General features: G+C 51.0%; 17 protein-coding genes and 1 pseudogene. 6 read left to right on the top strand and 12 right to left on the bottom strand.

Annotated elements, in window-relative coordinates:
• Positions 1-659: 659 nt before the first annotated feature.
• Complete coding sequence (locus EWA64_RS09230; protein ID WP_061893553.1) at positions 660-1,028, bottom strand: hypothetical protein; 369 nt, start codon at positions 1,026-1,028, stop codon at positions 660-662.
• Positions 1,029-1,261: 233 nt separating this feature from the next.
• Between EWA64_RS09230 and EWA64_RS09225 the strand changes: the two genes are divergently transcribed.
• Entirely contained in the window at positions 1,262-1,600 is a 339-nt protein-coding gene (locus tag EWA64_RS09225; protein ID WP_061893552.1) for a DUF2500 domain-containing protein, read from the top strand.
• Here EWA64_RS09225 and EWA64_RS09220 read toward each other — a convergent pair.
• From EWA64_RS09220 to rhtB, 3 genes are all read right to left on the bottom strand, one after another.
• Positions 1,597-2,610 (bottom strand): acyltransferase, encoded by a 1,014-nt coding sequence (locus EWA64_RS09220; RefSeq protein ID WP_061893551.1) that lies wholly within the window; start codon positions 2,608-2,610, stop codon positions 1,597-1,599. The two genes, EWA64_RS09225 and EWA64_RS09220, sit on opposite strands and share 4 nt — an antisense overlap.
• Before the next feature lie 104 nt (positions 2,611-2,714).
• Positions 2,715-3,938 (bottom strand): EAL and HDOD domain-containing protein, encoded by a 1,224-nt coding sequence (locus tag EWA64_RS09215; RefSeq protein WP_061893550.1) that lies wholly within the window; start codon positions 3,936-3,938, stop codon positions 2,715-2,717.
• A gap of 39 nt (positions 3,939-3,977) precedes the next feature.
• Entirely contained in the window at positions 3,978-4,595 is a 618-nt protein-coding gene (gene rhtB / locus EWA64_RS09210; protein ID WP_061893549.1) for a homoserine/homoserine lactone efflux protein, read from the bottom strand.
• 64 nt (positions 4,596-4,659) lie between these two features.
• On the opposite strand from rhtB, the gene EWA64_RS09205 reads away from it, so the two are divergent.
• Positions 4,660-5,637: an alpha/beta fold hydrolase gene (locus tag EWA64_RS09205; RefSeq protein ID WP_061893548.1), complete on the top strand. Its 978-nt coding sequence runs from the start codon at positions 4,660-4,662 to the stop codon at positions 5,635-5,637.
• Positions 5,638-5,865: 228 nt separating this feature from the next.
• Positions 5,866-6,696: a Cof-type HAD-IIB family hydrolase gene (locus EWA64_RS09200; RefSeq protein ID WP_061893547.1), complete on the top strand. Its 831-nt coding sequence runs from the start codon at positions 5,866-5,868 to the stop codon at positions 6,694-6,696.
• 53 nt (positions 6,697-6,749) lie between these two features.
• Here the strand turns inward: EWA64_RS09200 and EWA64_RS09195 are convergent.
• Positions 6,750-6,860, bottom strand: a pseudogene (locus EWA64_RS09195) (EVE domain-containing protein); the annotation flags it as partial.
• Between the two features lie 41 nt (positions 6,861-6,901).
• Between EWA64_RS09195 and EWA64_RS09190 the strand changes: the two are divergent.
• Together EWA64_RS09190 and EWA64_RS09185 are read left to right on the top strand one after the other, a co-directional pair.
• Positions 6,902-8,452, top strand: coding sequence for a COG3650 family protein (locus EWA64_RS09190; RefSeq protein WP_061893545.1), 1,551 nt, complete (start codon positions 6,902-6,904; stop codon positions 8,450-8,452).
• Complete coding sequence (locus tag EWA64_RS09185; RefSeq protein WP_061893544.1) at positions 8,452-9,045, top strand: tRNA-uridine aminocarboxypropyltransferase; 594 nt, start codon at positions 8,452-8,454, stop codon at positions 9,043-9,045. The genes EWA64_RS09190 and EWA64_RS09185 overlap by 1 nt, the downstream gene beginning before the upstream one ends.
• Positions 9,046-9,094: 49 nt before the next feature.
• Here the strand turns inward: EWA64_RS09185 and EWA64_RS09180 are convergent, their stop codons facing one another.
• The 7 genes from EWA64_RS09180 to lptM form a co-directional block, all read right to left on the bottom strand.
• Positions 9,095-11,587 carry a bifunctional diguanylate cyclase/phosphodiesterase gene (locus tag EWA64_RS09180; RefSeq protein WP_061893543.1) on the bottom strand — a complete coding sequence of 831 codons (2,493 nt, stop codon included), beginning with the start codon at positions 11,585-11,587 and terminating at the stop codon, positions 9,095-9,097.
• Between the two features lie 118 nt (positions 11,588-11,705).
• Positions 11,706-12,440: a 5-amino-6-(5-phospho-D-ribitylamino)uracil phosphatase YigB gene (yigB, locus tag EWA64_RS09175; RefSeq protein ID WP_061893542.1), complete on the bottom strand. Its 735-nt coding sequence runs from the start codon at positions 12,438-12,440 to the stop codon at positions 11,706-11,708.
• Positions 12,440-13,387 (bottom strand): tyrosine recombinase XerC, encoded by a 948-nt coding sequence (xerC, locus tag EWA64_RS09170; RefSeq protein ID WP_061893541.1) that lies wholly within the window; start codon positions 13,385-13,387, stop codon positions 12,440-12,442. Before xerC ends, yigB begins: the two co-directional genes overlap by 1 nt.
• The gene (locus EWA64_RS09165) at positions 13,353-14,057 is read right to left on the bottom strand and encodes a DUF484 family protein (RefSeq protein ID WP_061893540.1); all 705 of its coding nucleotides are present in this window, start codon (positions 14,055-14,057) and stop codon (positions 13,353-13,355) included. Before EWA64_RS09165 ends, xerC begins: the two co-directional genes overlap by 35 nt.
• A gap of 19 nt (positions 14,058-14,076) precedes the next feature.
• Positions 14,077-14,907, bottom strand: coding sequence for a diaminopimelate epimerase (gene dapF, locus EWA64_RS09160; RefSeq protein WP_061893539.1), 831 nt, complete (start codon positions 14,905-14,907; stop codon positions 14,077-14,079).
• Positions 14,908-14,916: 9 nt separating this feature from the next.
• Positions 14,917-16,170: a diaminopimelate decarboxylase gene (gene lysA / locus EWA64_RS09155; RefSeq protein ID WP_039422162.1), complete on the bottom strand. Its 1,254-nt coding sequence runs from the start codon at positions 16,168-16,170 to the stop codon at positions 14,917-14,919.
• A 47-nt stretch (positions 16,171-16,217) separates the two neighbouring features.
• Positions 16,218-16,334 (bottom strand): LPS translocon maturation chaperone LptM, encoded by a 117-nt coding sequence (gene lptM / locus EWA64_RS21240; RefSeq protein ID WP_407701081.1) that lies wholly within the window; start codon positions 16,332-16,334, stop codon positions 16,218-16,220.
• Positions 16,335-16,409: 75 nt separating this feature from the next.
• On the opposite strand from lptM, the gene cyaY reads away from it, so the two are divergent.
• Positions 16,410-16,727: an iron donor protein CyaY gene (gene cyaY / locus EWA64_RS09145; RefSeq protein ID WP_039437826.1), complete on the top strand. Its 318-nt coding sequence runs from the start codon at positions 16,410-16,412 to the stop codon at positions 16,725-16,727.
• Positions 16,728-16,760: the final 33 nt, after the last annotated feature.

Here is a 16,760-nt window from a genome sequence, read left to right as displayed (position 1 = left end):
TCACATTTTTCACTTAATAAAATAGTAATCAATACGAAATATAATCAATCATTTCATAGTGTTAATCATAAAAAATTAATCAAAGACCAAGAAAATTCATCGTAAACTGTCTTAACTATCATTCTTAACAAGAAAATTCTCAAATAGTGATAAAAGCCACCATCAAAAGTGATTGACTTTTAAGAGCATCGCAATCGAAAGAAATAAACATAGTAACAACCCAACAAAAATCCAGATACCAAGCCAAAGCCAACAAACAAAGCCAAATGAAAATTGACCAACATCAACCAAATTATTATTCCTTAAATTACATAAACTTAAAAAACAAAAAGCACATAAACGGCGACTAAGAACAACAATAAACCAATCAAAAAACACTGTTTTATTAATAAAAATCGCCATATATAGGCGACTAAAGTTATTTTTTTGCAAGATTAACGTCAGATACTTGATCAACGAAAGAAAAGGATGCTATATTGATTACATAAAGTTCATCAACAAAAGTCTGGAGGTAGTATTGTGATGTCTTCTTCTCAAAAACAAGGACTGGTAATGATCGCAGTTATCGTTGGGCTAATGACGCTACCCATGATGTACTAAGATTGATTTCCAAAAAAAACGGGATGCTGATGCATCCCGTTTTTTATTCTATTTACTTCTTATTTCAGGTGCTGACTGAGCACCTCCCAATTGGCGTAGTAAAAAGCCACCGCACCAGCCGTTATCAGCAACATCAATAGGATAGCAACGCGCCAAATAAACCGACCGCTACGCGGTGTCAGCTCTCGCTCACACTCATCACAGGCGGAGAAAAAGCCTTGTTTATCATCCAATTGATATTGATCTTCATGCACCACTTTATTCCTGATTGTGGCAATGAAGCGCAGTTTGGCGATCACATCATGCGGCAATCGCTCTTCACAGCTGGTGATCAACTGATGTAACCCCTTGCCTTGCGCATGGTATTGGTTACGCAGCAATGTTTCCAACCTTCGGGTACGAGTAACTACGTTTTCAATGTCTGACATCGTGCCCTCCTTATCGAGGTGTTTGCTTTAAAAAGATTCTGCTAGAAAACCATCCACTTTTCGAGCCAGCTTTGACTATTTTTCCTCGCTTGGTCGACGCCATCGAGCATAAAACGTGAAGTACGCCGAGTTTTTGTTATGCCTTTTTCATCAGATCACGAATCAGCCACACTCAAACGCTGATAATTCAGGGAGTTCGGTAGAATAAAGCTCCCATTACTCTGGAGGTTATCATGCCTGTTTCTCTGTTTCTGGCGCTCATCGCGCTCATTGCTCTTGGCGCTTGGCTGTTTATCCATTTTTTCCATAAACACATTCAAGGTAGAGATGCACCTGAGCAGAGTGTGCAAGTCACTGTGCTGGATAAGCAGGTGATTCCCATCACTGACGCCAAGCCCGAAGAAGAGGACCAAGAGTACTGGATCTACGTGCAACGGGGCGCATTCGGGCCAAAACGAGAATTTCAAGTAGGTATTCACTACTACCACGCCCTCAATCCCGGAGACAAAGGGATGCTAACTTATCAAGGCGATAAATTTCTTCACTTTGCCCTGCAACGCGACAAAAACTAAGGTAACAACCAGCGCGTTTTCGCGGAAAGAGAAAAGAGATAACTGAGCGCCAAAGCGCCCGCCCCACTCAATACAATCCATAGCGGGATCACCCACGCAGGATTTCCCTGATGCCAGCCGAATGCTTTCATCGGCCAGAGGAAAATCGGATGTAGCAGGTAGATCCCCAAACTGTGACGGCTCACCAAACCAATTGTGCGCCACCAACCGCTGGGTAACTTGGCCGCGACATAACGACACAAGGCGAACACCATCGTCGCTGCCAACACCACATTGAGCGTCTTATACGACAGCCAACGTCCGACGCTGTACTGACCCGCTTCAAGACTATTGGAAATCAACATCGTCACCGTCAGTGCGAGGGCGACCAAGCCAAGTAAGCTGACCCACAGCACCGTTTTCCCCGTGTCCGGAAAACGATGAAACAGCAGATAACCCAGTGGTAAGTAGCCGGAGTACAGCCAAAGTTCATGGCTCCAAATGCCATCGATGCCAAGCAAATAGAGTGCGGTCGTGATCAGCCACACACTGGTGTAAGCATACAATACGCGATCTTGTCCCTGCATGACCAACCAGTGGAAAATAGGGATAAGAACGTAAAGGGGAATAAAGTAGTAGAAAAAGCCAAGGTGGTAATAGGTCGCATGCTGGGGGCTGTGCGCCAATACGTCCTGAACCTGCTGCGCGTCAAAACCGCTGGCGCTCCAACCGCTGAGATAGGCATAAAACAGCGACCAAACCACGAAGGGCAACAGCACTTTCCCCAAACGGCGTTTGATGTAGTAAGACGCAGCAAAAGGGCGAGTATCACTGAGCATCAAGGCGCCGGTAATCAAAATAAACACCGGCACCGCCCAGCGGGTTACACTGTTGATACTGACCGCCGTCGCCCAATGTGAAAACGGGATGGTACCCAATAGCTCGCGGTAAGGCGCCAAGACATGGATGGCAATCACCGCCACGGCCGCAACACAGCGGAGTAGATCAAAAAACAGCACTCTTTCGCGCATCACTTTTTCCTTGATTGTTTTCGCAGCGAAAATATAGCAAGAAAAAAGCTGACAAGTTCAGCGAACGAGTCAGCTTTTGGTCAGAACTCAGCGAAGGTTGGCGGCTATATCTGAGATAGCTCCTGCGACCAGCGCTGCGCTTCAATCAACTCGTATTTGACCTCGTCCATCGACAACCCCAGTTTATCGGAGATCTGTTCAATGCCACTCCAGTCGGCTTGCTCGAAACACTCTTCTAATGCGATGAGGTCTCCATAAGCGCCCTCACGATGCAGCAGCGCTTGTTTCACCACATCACTGAGCGGCAGACTCCCCACCAGCGTGTCGACAGAGAGATCCATCATTGCATCCAAAATCGACAGCAAACCGATCATAAAACCTTGTTCGTGATGACGACTGAATGGGTGGCGACGCGACATCAACTCACAAAACTGAGCACGCTGCAGAGAAAGGTTATACAGCTCACGTGGCTTGCGGGCCGAAATGTACGAAGCAACCACTAAGGAGACAAATATTTTCAGCTTGTCTTGGCCAAGATAAATCAGCGCTTGGCGAAATGAGGCAATCTTCACTTCCAAGCGGGTCGACTGGGTGTTGACGAATTTCAGCAGCTTGTAGGAGAGTGTGACATCTTGGCTGATGATCTTTTCAATCCGATCGAAATCCGGCTCCAGTTGGCACACTTCGCGAAACAGCTCCAACGCCACCGCGTGCTCTGGGCTGACGTACTTGGTTTCGATCATCTCAGGTTTACTGAAAAAATAGCCCTGAAAGAACTTAAAGCCCGCCTCTTTGGCCTGCTCAAACTCCTGCGCGCTTTCGATTTTTTCCGCTAAGAAATGGTACTTCACCCGACGCGCTTGATGCTCACGCACCAGCTCGCAGGCATTGTCGAGCCCCAGCGCCATTACATCCAGTTTGACAATATGTACAAAAGGCAGAAAACGGCGCCATTCCGGCATCAAGGTAAAATCATCAAGCGCGATCACATAGCCTTCACGGTGCAGTTCGCGAATCGCTTCAAGCAGTTCGTCGGTCGGCTCGCAGGTTTCCAACACTTCCACCACCACTTTGTTTTTGGGCAAACTCAGTGGCAAACGACGAATCAAGCTTTGGTAAGGGAAATTGATAAAACAGCGTGAGGATTGGATCAGCGGATTGATACCGATGGAGAGAAAATTCTCCACAATCAGACGATAGGTCGCGCGGTTCGAAGCAATATGCGTTGGGTAGGCGTTACTTTCGCCATCACGAAACAGCAGTTCATACCCCAAAGTATGCTTTTTGCGATTAAAAATAGGTTGCCGCGCGACGTAAGTGGATTTCATCTGCTTATAAATTCTTTTGCTAGCACTGATTGATTTTAATTATGTTTTTGCTGCCGCTAATAATGCACCACAACCCATAAACATTGAACCAAATAGTTTGTTTATTTTGCCCATCACCCGCTCAGAGCGAATAAAACGCCCCATTTGCGCCGCCAGCGAGGTATAACCGAGCATCACCAGTGAATCGATCACGACCGTTGTCAGGCCAAGCACAGCAAGCTGCGTCACCTGATCTCGGCTCGGGTCGATGAACTGGGGAAACAGCGCGACCAAAAAGACAATCGATTTCGGATTGGTCAAATTGACCAACACCGCTTTATGCAGCAATGACCGCGAAGAAACGGTCCCTTGCTGCTGCACGGTGGCTAGCCCAGAAGTATCACGCCATTTTTGAAGACCAAGCCAAACCAGATAAATAGCTCCTACCCACTTAATCACGGTAAACGCGGTGGCCGACTGCGCAACCAGCGCACCAATACCCGCTCCAACAAGAATAATGTGGATCGACAAGCCAATTTGCAGACCAGCAATAGCAGCAAGAGATTTGCGCGTACCGTAGCTAATCCCGTTGCTGATCGAGTTCACCGTGCCAGAGCCCGGGGCGAGGCTGAACACGATCGCCGTAAGGACATAGGCGAGCCAGACATGTGTATCCATTGCAATTCTCCGCTAATTCTCTGATCATACTCGGCTAGAAACGTCGCATTCAGGTAGTTTGTTAATGGTTAATAACCCTTCTCTTCCCTCTTATACTCAAGAGAACTTGTTTGAGCAAGCAATAGCTGGTCCGATTGCTGCCCTGTGGCAGCAGCGCCAAGAGGGGTATTTCAAGAGCAGCGACAAAACCAAATTGTACTGGTGCAAACTGACCGACCGAAAGCACAGCAAAGCGGTGCTACTGGTGAATGGCCGCATTGAGTCATCGTGGAAATATCAGGAGTTGCTGTTCGATTTCTATCGCCAAGGCTATGACGTCTACAGTTACGATCATCGCGGCCAAGGTTTGTCGGATCGCCTAGTGCAAGATTCGGATATCGGCCATGTGTATGAGTTCGATGATTATGTGCGCGATCTCGCCAGCGTTGTGCAACATTTTGCGCTGGAAGGCTATCAGCAACGCCATTTGGTCTCGCACTCGATGGGCGGCGCTATCGCCACTCGCTACCTACAAACGTACCCACACCATCCGTTTGATAAATTGGTGCTCAGTGCACCCATGTTTGGCATCAACCTGCCGTGGTATCTCAGCCCAGTCGCTATCGCCGTCAGCCAGATCCTCACCGCAGTATATCCCACACCTACTTACGCGCCCGGCCACCAGCCTTATTACGCCAAACCATTTGAAGATAACCCGCTCAGCCAAAGTAAAGCGCGTTACCACTGGTTTCGCCAACTCTATACTGACAAACCGGAGCTGCAAGTCGGCGGACCGAGCACGCGCTGGGTTTGGCAGGGATTAATGGCAACCAAACAGTGTCTACAAATGACTCGCCAGCTCAAGATCCCGGTGTTACTGCTGCAAGCGGGTAATGATCGTATCGTCAGTAATCAGGCGCAGAATCAGTTCTATAAAAAGCTCTGCAAAACCAATAAGAACAGCCAAATGATCACCATTGACGGCGCGCAACATGAACTGCTGTTTGAACAAGATCAGTATCGTAATCAGGCGTTAGATGCGCTGTTTCACTTTCTGCAATAAAACCAACCGATGTATACGGCGCAGAGCATAAAGAGGAAAGGAACAAAACAGGATTTACCCTCTTTTTCTTCCGTATTTTCCCCTACACTGTGGCCATTCCCCCTTGTTGCACGGGCTCGTTGACCGCTGGGTTGACCACGCCCTGTGCAACACCCAATCCTGTATCGCACGCTCTGCGCTGGTGGATTGGCCCTATTTCCTTCGCCTTTGCTGATATAAGAGAGTTTCATGACTACGCGCTTACCTTGTAGAGAGATCACCAAAATTGTCGCTTCTGATTTAGACGGCACCTTACTGGCCCCCAACCACCAGTTGAGCGAGTTTTCCAAACAGACGCTGAAAGCCCTGCACGACCAAGGCTACACGTTCGTTTTTGCCACTGGTCGCCACCACGTGGATGTGGCGGGCATTCGTGCCCAGACGGGCATTCCTGCGTACATGATCACCTCAAACGGCGCGCGCGTGCACGATCAACAAGACCAATTAATGTACAGCAACAACGTGCCTGCCGAGCTGGTGCAACCGATCATCGATATCGTCAAAAACGATCCGATGCTGTTTGTGCACATCTACCAAGATGATCGTTGGTTGATGGATCGAGACGATGAGACGCTGCGTCACTTCCACGAAGATTCGGGCTTTACCTACCAGTTGTTCGACATTGACCAAGCGCCTACCGATGGCATTGCCAAGATTTTTTTCACTCACCCAGCGCAAGACCACGAGCATTTGGTGATGTTTGAAAACGAACTGCGCGCCGCCTTTGGTGAGAAGCTCAACATCGCCTTTTCCACCCCTTGGTGTTTGGAAGTGATGGCCAAAGAGGTCTCGAAAGGGGATGCATTACAAGTGGTGGCGCAATCGCTGGGTCTTGGTTTGCAAAACTGCGTTGCGTTTGGCGACGGGATGAATGATGTTGAAATGCTGTCGATGGCGGGCAAAGGTTTGGTGATGGCAACCTCACACGAGAAAGTAAAACGGGCACTGCCTGACAATGAAGTGATCGGCAGCAATGCAGACGATGCCGTCGCCCACTACTTACAGCAACACTTGCTCTAAACCGCACATTGGGGCAGGTCTATCCTGCCCTTTTCTTTCAGCGCCGCGATGGCCAGGTTTCTTGCTTGATAATTGCGTACTCCTTCCCAACATGAGATGTTTTGTACGCGCAAGGTGTCGATGGTAAAGGTGCCCGGTTCAGTTTTAAACAACCAATATGCCATAATGGTGTCCAAGCAGATTTCGATACGCAAAAAGGTATACCATGAAGGCGCTGAAAACCCCAGCCACACTCTCGCTGCTGATGCTACTGCAAGCCTGTTCCAGCTCTGATAACGTCGCTATAAAATCTGCCCCGCCCCCTGAGGCCAGTTTAAACAAGCCCGAGAGCGTGGTGGCGCAGCCTTTTCTTTTGTCTGGCACTGCGGTGGTGGGCCACGAGACGCAATACCTCACGCCGTGTGGTAGCAACCAGCAATATTGGCTACAGCTCTCGGCGCAGCAGCGCCAGCAAGTGAAGTCTCTCAATCAGACGCCTTATCAAACTCTGTATGGTGAATTCATCGGCCATCTGGAAAGCACTACCTCTGAAGGCTTTGCCGCCGAGTACGATGCTCGTTTTGTGGTGGAACAAATCAACTACGTCGATGCCACTCGCCAGCAGCAGTGTGACCAAGCCAAACGTCCTACCCGAGCGTTTGGCAACCAGCCCGATTGGTCGCTGAGTTTTAACCGCGACAACCTGACGTTCACGCAAGCAGGCACGCCGACTCGGGTACTCGACATTGAACGCAGCCAGTTGAGCCCACGTAAACGCGACTATCAACTGAGTTCAGGCCGCCTGTTACTGACCGAAAACCTGTGCCGCGATGCAAAAAACAACGCCTTGTATGGCTGGAAAGCCACCCTCACACAGGACAAAACCACCTTTAATGGCTGCGCGACCACTTCCAACCTCGATGCCACAGCCAACTGGAGCGGCCTATACACGGCGACCTCAACCCAATCGGCCGGATTTTCTGTCCATCTGGAGTTGAAGGCCGACCATAGCGCGCAAACCCGCTATCTCTACGCCGATCAAGAGCGCCCGCTTTTAGAGCATGGCTACTGGCAGCAGTTAAATCCCAATCAGATTCAAGTGGTGATGACCCGTCACCAAGGGCAAAAACTGATCACCGAACGCATTTTTACTCGCACGGGCTCACAGCTCAAAGCGGAACAAGAAAAGGTCGGCAGCGTGGTTTACCCTATTGCTCAAGGTGGGCTGGTACTTTACCCCGCGAAAGTGTCCTCAAACGTCTCTGTCGAATCTGACACTGAGCAACAAGTGGCGCTACCAAGCAGCGGCGACATCAACGCCAGTGCCGACTACAACGCTAAAGTGGACAGTGCTGTGCGTGAGTACTTTCGCTTGCACAAAACCGACCCGAAAAATAACCAATATCGCTGGCTCACCTACGATCTGAACGGCGATGGTAATCCTGAGCTGCTTACTCAGCTTGACTGGTGCGGCTCTGGCGGTTGTACCTTACTGATTTTTGAAAATCACGCCGACCAATGGCGCTTTAACAGCCGTATCACGCTGGTGCGCAGCCCTATCTACCTTGGCACGCAGCGCAGCTCTGGCTGGCAAGATCTGATTTTTGAGGTAAGCGGCGGCGGCGGCGCAGCATCAGGCAAACACCGGATGCAATACAACGGCCTTAGCTACCCACTCAACCCAAGCTTAGCACCAGAGGCGAGTGCGGCGCAGATAAGCGGCGTCAAACTGTTTGCCGATGGCATCAGCCCAGTGCGAGATGGGGTGCGTTTGTGATGGCGCAACCTTGCCCGCGTTGCGGCTTTCTCCACCAGTGCGTGTGTGGGGACATTCCGCAGATAGAAAGCTCGCTGCGTTTCGTTTTGCTCCAGCACCCAAATGAACCCGCGCGTTTGAGCAACAGCGGCAAACTGTTGCACTGGTTTGGAATTAAGGTCGAACAGATGATTTGGCAGCGTCAAACGCCACCACCACAGTGGCAGACGCTGGTGGAAGACCCGACCCTCTTCCCTGTGTTGCTCTACCCGCATCCACAAGCGCACACCTTGCCTCAGGTGCAGCAAAGCAGCGCGGCTCAGCAGCGTCAAAGCGTGTTTGTGATTTTGGATGGCACTTGGCAGGAGGCGAGGAAAATGCTCAATAAGAGCGAATGGCTGGCACAATTGCCTTGTTTGAGCATCAATAGCCGAGCGGAATCGGCCTACCAATTGCGCCGCAACCAGCAGCCGGGCAATTTGTGCACTATGGAGATCGCCGCCGAACTTTTAGCGCAAAGTGGCGAGCTGGCACAGGCGCAGCAGATGCAGCAGTTTTTGCAACACTATTTGCAGGTTTTCCACGCAGACCGAAGTGGCCACTCACTCAAGTGAGGAAAGCACAACAGCAAGGCCCGCCAGCCTTGCTGTTGGCTTTAAGCCCTTAAAACAGCCGTTGCGGCTCACCTAAGAAATAGCCCTGCAAGTAATCCACTCCCATGTCCTGCACTATCTGGCAAACCTGCTGGTTGTGCACAAATTCCGCCACGGTTTTTGCATTCAACACTTGGCACAATCGCACCAGTTGGTTAGCAATTTTGCGCTGCTTCTCATCTTGATCAATATTGCGGATCAAGCTGCCATCGAGCTTAATGATTTCCGGTTCCAACTTGATGATTTCGTCAATATTGGAGTAACCAGAGCCAAAATCATCGACGATGATGCGCGCCCCCAAGCGGCGAAAGTGGCTACACACTTCGATCATCCGCCCGTAATCTTTAATTTGCTCCGACTCCAGCACTTCCAAACCAATGCGGCTGGGATTGTTGAGCTGGTTGATCGAGGCTTCAAGCAACAAGAGCGTTCTGTCACTGAGCAAATCTTGTGGTGACAAGTTGATCGAAAACGCCTCCTGCTTATCTTGCATGTAGTCGAGAGTGCTTTGGATCATATGCCGGCTTAAACGAGTGTAGAGATGAGTGCCCGTGATAATCGGCAGAAACTGCCCCGGCAACACAATGCGCCCGTCGTCTTCCACAATGCGCACTAAACACTCTTTAGCCGAAGGCGTTTTACCATCGGCGTGAAAAATCGGCTGCGCATAGGTAACGATGTTTTGCTGCAAGATGGCGCGGCTGACACAACCCAGCCAGCCGAGCTGCTCGCGGCGTGCCTCTTCGCTGACTTGCGCTTCTTTAGCGTCACAAATGTGGGTGTTGTTACGCACCCCAACCCGACGAGCTTCAATCGCTTTCAGCAAGAGCTCATCACCACTGGCATTGGGGAAGTCACGCCGACTCGCCAAACCGCCACAGAGCGAAATGGAGAGATAATCCACATGCTCAAGCCCAGAGGGTTCAAAGTTGGTTTGTTCGATCAGATCGGCAAATCGGGTGAAAAGCTGTTTGATGGTTTCACCGCACAGCCCGGCACGAAAGACAAACGCCCACTCTCCCACCCCAATGCTGTAGATACGCAGATTCGCCCCTTTGCCAAGGCGTTTGCGCAGCCGTGTGGTAAAGTGAGCCGATAGCATCTGCAACAGCTCATCACCAACTTGATAACCGTATTTCTCATTGATGTGGTTAAAATTGAGCAACTTGAGTGTCAGGAGGTGCTCGTCCGCTTGAATATCACTGAGGGACTCTTTAAGCGCAGTACGATTGGGCAGTCCAGTACGGCTATCGCGGCGATAGCTCTCTTGCAGACGCATCGCCTGACGCTCAAGCTGGTACTCCATATGCGCATTCATGTTGTCCAGATCAGCAATGGCGCTGCGGATCAAACAGAACAGCGGTGAAATGCTGCTGCTTATCTCATTGGAGGGCAAGTGAAAACGTGTTACTTCGTCGCTTTCGCGCAGCGCCAAATAGGTTAGGCTATGATGCAAAATCTCCAGCGAAGCACCTTCACTGTATATCTCACCCATGCAATAGCTGCCATTGGTGGTGGCCAGTTCATTGAAGGCACTCACCTCTTCGGCACCGTCAATGAAATCAAGCCGCGAAGCACAGTTGTAGATAAACACCGATTCGGGCTGATGCATCGCCAACTCCATCACGCCATGCTTTAACTGCTCCAGCGTCAAAGAGGGGTGGTTATAGCAAAAGCGTACCTCATCGCCCACTTGCCAATCACGGTCAAAGGTCATGCTGCCATCGGCGTGGATATCGCACACCGAACACACTTCCTTTTTGTTGTTCACTTCACGATAAAGCGGAAAGTTGATGAGCTGATTCAAAGAGATGTCGCGATTGTCTGCCAGATAATGCTTGTATACGTCATAGGCCGACTTGTTGCCCAGCGCGATCAATCGTCGCCCTTGCGCCGCCGTCACCTTGTGATACATCCCGACCGGGTTCCACTCCGAATAAGCGTGCGTCCATACTTTCAGCGCGTCGCCATGCAGTGCGACCGCCACCGCTGCGTTGTGGTACACCTTCTCTTGATGCAGCACCCAGCAGCCATCTTCGGTTGCCTGAGCCAAACCGCCAGCCACCGGCGGGCAAGCTTCTTCACAGCGAAATGCGCTATAGATTGGATAGTCGACCCGCTGCACTTGCACGGCAAAACTGACCACCGCGCAACTGGCCGGGCTGAGATTGAGCGCATGACGAAAATCGTAGCTGTCGAGATCGGGCGAACCGCTATAGGGTTGCACGGCGGAGGTAAGTTGCGTATGCGTAAACTGACTAATGACGATCAAGCAACCATGATGAAGAATTTCACCGGCATGGATCATGTGGCGAGTGCTGTGTCCGATGATTTCAGCACGCGGCAACTTCATGCGAAGAGCGCGGGCATAAGCTTCGGTCACCGACGCTGACTGAGCGGAAAAAAGCTGAATCAAATAGGGGCTATCGACTTGCCAATCATAGCCTTGTATCTGTTCTTGTAACTGCTCGAGATCATCCGCCCAGAGAGAGAAAGTCTGCATACGCGAGTGAGTCCTGACGTTGTGGCTTAGTAAAGAAACTAAGATTATGTTCTATTTATGAGAAATCTAATCTACGTATCTTTATTGAGCTTTGCCAGCTTTGCGCGTTATCAGCTTGTTAAGATTGAGAGTGTGCTTGCAAAAGCGGCAGCAATTGACGCAATTCCCGAATCTCAAGATAGGGCAGGCTTCGCGCTTTCGCATTGCGGTACAAACTTCGATGGGTGGTGTTGATCCAACACGACATAAATCCGTGCTGATTGGCGGCCGCGACGTCTTTGAGCAGATGATCGCCCACATGCAAAATGTTCGCTGGGGAGCATGGCAACATCGACTGCGCGAGCAGAAACAGATCCGCGGCGGGTTTCGCTGCGCCATCTGGCCCCGCTTGCAATACCGCCTTAAAGTAAACATCAAGGCCAAGCACTTTGGTATCGACGTTGCCATTGGTGATCGCCACCAGCGGAAACTCACCAGCCAAGGCACTCAGTACCTGATGCGTTTGCGGCGGCACAGTTAACCGGCTACGCCAACTAAGCGCCACCGCCACCCCGTCTTGAGCAGCCTGTCGTGCTTCTTCAGGTGTGTAGCCCAGTTGCAAGAACGCCGTTTGCAACTGTTTTTCTCGCCATAATGTCACATCGTGGCACACGGCTGGATGCTTGCGGCTGACCGCCGCTTTGATCTCCTGCCATTGCTCGGCACGAAAACGCTGCGTTTGCGGGTGTTCGCGGTGCAACCAGCTCAACACTTCCGCCTCCATACGCATCACCACTGGACGGTTGTCGTACAAGGTGTCGTCCAAATCGAACGTCAGTGCTTTGATCGGTGCCAGTGAGCGATAGAATTTCATTATTCTTCCTCTTTGCGTTGCGACGACTTTTTCCGCGCCCTGGGGTGAGCTTGGTCATACACATCCGCTAAGTGCTGAAAGTCCAAGTGGGTATAGATCTGCGTGGTGGAGATATTTTCGTGTCCCAGCAGCTCTTGTACCGCGCGCAAATTATTGCTCGATTCCAACATGTGCGTGGCAAAAGAGTGGCGCAGTTTATGCGGAGTAATGTGGCTTGCCACCGCCTGCTTTTGTCCCCATTGTGCCATGCGCTTTTGCACACTGCGATGGGAAATACGCGCGCCTAATTTAGAGACAAACAGCGCATTTTCACCCGGCGCGGCTAAGCCACTGCGAATTTTTAGCCACTTGCCGACCCATTGCACCGCCATGCCCGCAAACGGCACTTTGCGCTCTTTGTCACCTTTACCGATCACGCGAATTTCGCCGCTACGCAGATGCACATCTCGCACGTCAATGCTCACCAGTTCCGCCAAACGCAATCCTGCACCATACATCAGCTCCATCATGGCGCGATCGCGAATCGACAACGGATCATTTTCATCCACTTCGAGCAGTTGATTGACTTCATCGACATCGAGATTTTTCGGTAGCGGACGCTTTTTCCTCGGTGCGGAAACCCCTTTAGCCGGATTGGCGACGATTTCTCCGCGCAAAATGAGAAAATCAAAAAAACTGCGTAGTGATGAGAGACGCGTGGCCAAACTGCTGGCTTTCATGCCTTCACGCATCCCTTTGCCCGCTAACTGGCGCACCCAGTTGGCATCGACGTCATGCCACGCCTTGACGTTCATGTCCGCCAGATGCTGCGCCATGGTTTGCAACTGCTGTTTGTAGTTGCGCTGCGTGTGCAAACTCAGCCCTTTCTCGCTACGCAGAAATTCGTAGAAGCGATCCAGTGGCTTTTGCAGGCTACTTGGCAGAGGTGTGGTGGGCGTTGTCGTCATCGTAGTTTTGCCATAGCAGGGTTTGTGCAAGGTGGGCGACCACCAAAGAGAGATGGCGCAAGAACAAGGTATCCATATCGGGTTGGAAATGGCCGCCATCTTCACTGGAAAAAGCCAGCACGCCGAGCGTCTGCTTTTTCACCAAAGGCAAAATCACGTAGGAACCCATTTCTGGCACGTGCATCTCCCCAAACAACGCCTCGCGATCCACCTTGCGCAAACGGCCCAAGTAGGCCTCTTTGCCGTTAAGGTGCGTGGTAGCAAAACGTTGATAGTGCTCTTTGCTCAGCTGCGCGCTGGCATCACATTGACTAAACAGGCGCACATAAGCGCACAAGCCAAGTTGTTGCGCTTTCTGCTCAATGGCACTGATCACTTGTGTGAAGTCGGTACATTTTAAGATTGTGCCTTGTAGATCCATAAACTGGTAAAACGTTCGATCGTTACTGGCCGCTAATGACATCAGGCCAGTAATCTCCTCTTCCAGCTCTTCAATTCGCTGACGTTGGCGATTCAGTTGCAGATGCACAAGCGGTACGGCCCCCAAATCCGGATGCGGCAGCGACAAGCGATCCACCAGCTCGGGACGTTGCATAAAAAAATCTGGGTGATCTTTCAGATACTCGGCCACCACTTCTGCGCTCAGCGTATCTGCTTCTATATACGACAAAAAATTTCCCCTCGTTCCATCAGCAAGAGAGCTGTCCGTCAAAAACGTGTGTGGCTGGCCCGGTCATGTACAACGGCTTGCCAGGGCCTTGCCATTGAATGTGTAGCTCGCCGCCGGGCAACTTGACCGTCACACTCTCATCGAGTAAGCCCTGCACAATACCCACCGCGACGGCACCGCACGCGCCGCTGCCACAAGCTTGGGTTTCCCCTGCGCCGCGTTCATACACGCGTAGGCGGATCTGGTTGCGATTGACCACTTGCATAAAACCGGCGTTAACGCGCTCTGGAAAACGTTCGTGCGACTCCAAAAGCGGGCCCAAGGTTTCCACTTCCGCCGTATCGACGTCGTCTACCACGGTCACGACATGCGGATTACCCATGCTCACGGCACCGCAAAACAGCGTTTTCTCGCCAACACGCATGATGTAGGTTTTCTCTTTCTGCTTAGCGCGAAATGGAATTTTGCTCGGTTCAAACTCCGGCACACCCATATTGACGGTGATCTGGTCGTCGTCTTCCACGTCGAGAATCATTTTGCCTTTCTTGGTGCTGACGCTGATGCTGTATTTGTTGGTCAGCCCTTTCATGCGCACAAAACGGGCGAAACAACGCGCACCGTTGCCACACTGCTCGACTTCGCTACCATCGGCATTAAAAATACGGTAGTGGAAATCCGTTTCGGGATCATAGGGCGCCTCGACCACCAACAGTTGGTCGAAGCCAACGCCTGTGTGACGATCCGCCAAGCGGCGGATCAGTTCTTGCGAGAAGTAAACGTTTTGGGTAATGCAATCGACCACCATAAAGTCGTTACCCAAACCGTGCATTTTGGAAAAGTGGAAATGCATAAAAGCTGGTTACTCCGGAAGAATGTGTTCAAGTTCCCACAAGCTGCGCAGCTCTTCACGCTGACGAACGAGGAAACTTTGCGTGCCATCGACCATGATTTCTGCAGCGCGAGCACGAGTATTGTAGTTCGAGGACATCACAAAGCCGTAAGCACCAGCGCTGCGCACCGCCAGCAGGTCATTTTCGGCCAACACCAGTGAGCGGTCTTTACCGAGGAAATCACCAGTTTCACAAATCGGCCCGACCAGATCATACGTCACCGCCTCGCCGCTGCGTGGCTTCACCGGCACGATATCTTGCCACGCTTGGTAAAGCGCCGGGCGCATCAAGTCGTTCATCGCAGCATCAATGATGGCGAAGTTTTTGTGCTCGGTATGTTTGAGAAACTCCACTTTGGTCAGCAGTACACCCGCATTCGCCGCAATGGCTCGGCCGGGCTCGAAAATCAGCTCGAGATCTTGATGGTTTTCCAGACGGCCCAGCAGCGCTTTCGCATACTCTGACGGCTGCGGCGGCAGCTCATTGCGATAAACCACCCCTAAACCACCACCGACATCCAGATGACGAATGGTAATGCCTTGCTCTTTCAGGGAATCGATCAGCGCCAACAGACGATCTGTGGCATCAATGAACGGCGCAAGTGCCGTCAACTGAGAGCCAATGTGGCAATCAATCCCCTGCACATTGAGGTTCTCTAGGCTTTGCGCAAACTGATAAACCGCCGGTGCGCGGTCAAACGCAATACCAAATTTGTTGTCGCGTAGGCCCGTCGAAATATAAGGGTGAGTTTGAGCATCAACATCGGGATTAATACGCAGTGAAATCGGCGCTTTCACGCCCAGCTCACCAGCTACCTTGTTGAGGCGCTCCAGCTCAGGCTCGGACTCCACATTGAAACATTTGATGTTCAGTTCCAGCGCGCGGCGCATCTCAGCTTCGGTTTTACCCACGCCAGAAAACACCACTTTACGCGGGTCGCCACCGGCGGCGATCACACGCTCCAGCTCACCGCCAGAGACGATATCAAAGCCGGAACCAAGACGCGCCAACACATTGAGCACACCAAGGTTGGAGTTGGCTTTTACCGCGTAGCAAACCAGATGAGGATGGTTTTCAACAGACTGATCAAAGGCTTTCCAGTGGCGCTCTAATGTGGCACGTGAATAGACGTACAGCGGCGTACCATATTGTTGCGCCAGTTGAGACAGCGCAACGCCTTCGGCCCACAGTTGGCCATCATCCTGATAATTGAAATAGTCCAAAATTCGCTTCCCTTATTAATGGTCGACTGCTTTATCTGTTTTTATGCCTACTGCGACTGTTCACTCGGCGGAGTGTCGTCAGGAATATAGAGGGAGCCCGACTGCCCACATCCAGCTAGCAAGGCCACACTGAGGGTAAGCAACACAGTAAGTAATTTTTTCATTTTGCATATCGTGATTATTGATTCAATGCCCCCTATAATCGCACCACACTCAGGAAAAGCAATAGGATAGATAAGATGAACAATACTGAATTTCATCAACTGGTGGATGCCGAGTTGCAACTTATTGAAGAAGCGATTGATGATTCAGGCGCGGACATCGATTTCGAAACCACCGGCAATGTGATGACGTTGGAGTTTGATGACCGCAGCCAGATCATCATTAACCGCCAAGAGCCGATGCAGGAAATTTGGCTGGCATCAAAATCCGGCGGTTTCCATTTTAAATATCAGCAGGATAAATGGATTTGCTCTAAGACTGGCATGGAATTCTCGCAGATGGTCAAACAAGAATGCGAGAAGCACGCAGGCGAAACGATCGACTGGGTACAATAAAAAGCCAAAGAGCACCACCTGGGTGCTCTTTCT

Source organism: Vibrio cidicii, assembly GCF_009665415.1.
In the GTDB taxonomy this organism is placed as follows: domain Bacteria; phylum Pseudomonadota; class Gammaproteobacteria; order Enterobacterales; family Vibrionaceae; genus Vibrio; species Vibrio cidicii.
Note: the sequence above shows the minus strand (reverse complement) of the source record. Positions and strands in the feature narration are given on the sequence as shown.